Origin of the sequence: Pseudanabaena sp. 'Roaring Creek' (assembly GCF_001402795.1) — a bacterium.
Lineage (GTDB): Bacteria > Cyanobacteriota > Cyanobacteriia > Pseudanabaenales > Pseudanabaenaceae > Pseudanabaena.
Genome location: NZ_LIRE01000026.1, coordinates 1 through 2,815, shown reverse-complemented (window position 1 = coordinate 2,815; position 2,815 = coordinate 1). Strand labels below are relative to the sequence as shown.

Below are 2,815 nucleotides of genomic sequence, written 5' to 3'. Positions count from 1 at the left end.
GATCCCCCTCAATCCCCCTTAAAAAGGGGGAAGAAGAAAATTCTCCCCCCTTTTTAAGGGGGATTAAGGGGGGGATCTTCATTCCCGAACATCGATCGCTGCTTGAATACTGAGATTGGTTAATCCTGCAACTAAACGGCTAGAAGGTTCATCCAGCGATATTTTTACCTCTACAACTCGCGCATCGAACTGCGCCGCAGGGTCGGTATTTAAGACATCTTTTTTACTAATCTGCAATCCGACTTCCTTCACTTTGCCGCGCAATGTTTCGGAGAAGGCATTATTTTTGCTGATTACATTGGCGGACTGACCGATCTTGACTCGGTTGATATCTAGTTCGTAAACCTCAGCAACGGCAACCATGCGTTGAGTTTGTCCCAAACTAATAATTCCATTAGTTCCCACTAATTCCCCAGCACGGGTATGGATTTTGAGAACCTGACCATCTTGGGGCGATCGCACTACTGCTAAATCCAAATCGGCTTTCGCTCTCGCCACACCTGCCTCTGCTTGAGCAACCTGTGATCGCGCTAATTCTATATCCACAGGACGAACTTCAGCGATCTGGTCGAGGGTGGCGCGGGACTCGGCGATTTGTGACTGACGCGATCGCACAATCCGCGATAATTGCGCCTTAGCTTCATTTAGTTGTTGGCGGACTGTATCGCTAGTTAACTGTTTACTATCGCGCAGGGAAGCAGAAATAGCGCCTTCCGTTTGCAGATATTGATATCGGCGATCCTCTCGTTCCGCATTGCGAAGTTCCGCTTCTAACCTTGCGATCGCTGCTTCTTGAGCAGCAGTTTCCGTTTGTAACTCTACTTGAATGCGATCGACGACTCTTTGCTGAGCCACAATTTGCCCCGACTTTGCTCCCGCTTCCACTTGCCTTAATTGCGCTTCGGCAACTGTAACCCGTTCCTGTGCTTCCCTTAGAGCCGCCGCACGCGGAGCATAGTTATCGAGATAGGCGATAATCTCTCCTTTGCGAAGTTGTTGCCCATGCTGGACATTGAGCCGTTCGATTCGCGCACTTTCGCCCGATGTCGGCGCAAATACTTTAATCACTTCACCATCGGGTTCCAATCTGCCCAATGCTGAAACTGTTTCTAATTTAGGAGTGGTTTCGGAAATAATAGGTTGAATGGACTTTGGGGCGAGATTAATATAGGCGATGCTGCCAATGCCCAAAGAAGCGATCGCGATCGCCGTAAGAGGCAAATATTGAACAGGAAATCTAATGCTCATAGGGTTTAGCCTCTCTGGTGTTTGGTCATATCGCGCATTACTCCTCCCATAATCTGCACCCTCGCCCAACGAGGCAAAAAGGCGAGGGAATAGGTCAGCAGTTTAGAGATAAACCCTGGAAGGATTGTGGGCTTTTTGCCTAAAGCATCTAGAGTTGCCTGAGCCACATCTTCAGGATTTAATGCCATTCCCAATTTCATGCCTGCACGGGATGCAAAACCGCTATTAGTAGGGCCAGGAGCAGAGGCAATCACATCGATTCCCATCGGGGCAAGTTCCACATATAGGGCTTCAGCTAAGGTCTGGACATATGCCTTGGTCGCTGCATAGTGCGCTGCAAAGGGCGTGCCTTGAAAGCCGACAATCGAACTCATCAGCACAATGCCACCATTACCGCGCTTCATAAGCCTTTGCCCAAAATGCCAAGTTAGTTCTAATAGCGATCGGCAATTGACATTTAGCATTTCCATTTCTGTTTCTATGGGCAACGCAAGGAATGCTCCCGCAGTCCCGAATCCAGCTGCCGCCACGAGTAGCCCAATATCGAGATTTTGAGTTGCGTCCAAAATAATTTTGCTTCCCGAATCCTGCGCCAAGTCAACCGCCAGAACCTTGACCTCAATCGCATAGCGATCGCGCCAATCAACCGCCATTTGCTCCAATACCTGTTTACTCCGCGCAACTAGAACCAGATTTAGCCCTGATCCCGCAAGTCGCAGCGCCATCTCGCGCCCGATTCCCGAAGAAGCACCCGTCACCACCGCCCAAGATCCGTATCGCTTATATAAGTAGCTAGCATTAAGCTGCTGACGAGAATTAATATTCTGCATTTTTAACTCCGTTTTTTGTATTCAAGTTTTTGAATACAAAAAATAATGTATACTTAACCAATAAAATTCGTCAAGTAGTTTGCGGTTTAATTTGTAATGGCACTCAAACACACCATCCTTGCTTTCCTCTCGCGGCAGTCTCTCAGCGGCTATGAAGTCGCCAAAGAATTTGCTGAAGGTTTTGGCAGTTGTTTTTGGAAAGCAAGCCAGCAGCAAATTTATGCCGAACTAGCCAAGCTAGAAAAGCAGGGCAGTGTCACCTATGAGGCGATTCCACAGGTAGGCAGGCTGGATAAAAAAATCTATTCCATTACCGATCAAGGGCTAAAAGAACTCACGGATTGGCTAGTTCAACCCACTGAGCCAACTGCCATGCGCGAAGATTTAGGCGTAATGGGATTAGCCGCCCATTTAGTTCCCCATCAAGTGACCCTGCGCGAAATCGAAAGGCGGCGACAACTCCATGCAAACATGGCAATCCATGTCAAAAAAATGGATGAGCATTTTGCTAAAAATCTGGAATCCTTGGAGCCAAAGGATTTATACATGCATCTAATTATTCGGCGGGCAATTCGCTATCAAGAAGACTGGGTTGGCTGGTGCGATGAAGTACTAGAGGCGATCGCCAAATCGGTTAAGTAGTTCCGCATAAAAAAACAAACCCAGAAGAGCATACTGCCCGCTATGCGGGCAGTATGCTCTTCTGGGTTTTAAGTTTACTTATGCCTAGCTACTTA

The 2,815-nt window shown here is 47.9% G+C and carries 3 protein-coding genes; 1 reads left to right on the top strand and 2 read right to left on the bottom strand.

Going from position 1 to position 2,815, the window contains the following annotated elements; genetic code table 11:
* Positions 1 to 78 precede the first annotated feature (78 nt).
* A complete protein-coding gene (locus tag AC805_RS00710; protein WP_055073632.1) occupies positions 79 to 1,248 on the bottom strand; it encodes an ABC exporter membrane fusion protein in 1,170 nt (389 codons plus the stop codon).
* 5 nt (positions 1,249 to 1,253) lie between these two features.
* Positions 1,254 to 2,078, bottom strand: a complete 825-nt coding sequence (locus AC805_RS00705) for an SDR family oxidoreductase (protein ID WP_055073631.1) — start codon at positions 2,076 to 2,078, stop codon at positions 1,254 to 1,256.
* Positions 2,079 to 2,174: 96 nt separating this feature from the next.
* Between AC805_RS00705 and AC805_RS00700 the strand changes: the two genes are divergently transcribed.
* Positions 2,175 to 2,720 (top strand): PadR family transcriptional regulator, encoded by a 546-nt coding sequence (locus tag AC805_RS00700; RefSeq protein ID WP_055073630.1) that lies wholly within the window; start codon positions 2,175 to 2,177, stop codon positions 2,718 to 2,720.
* The last annotated feature ends 95 nt before the right edge of the window (positions 2,721 to 2,815 follow it).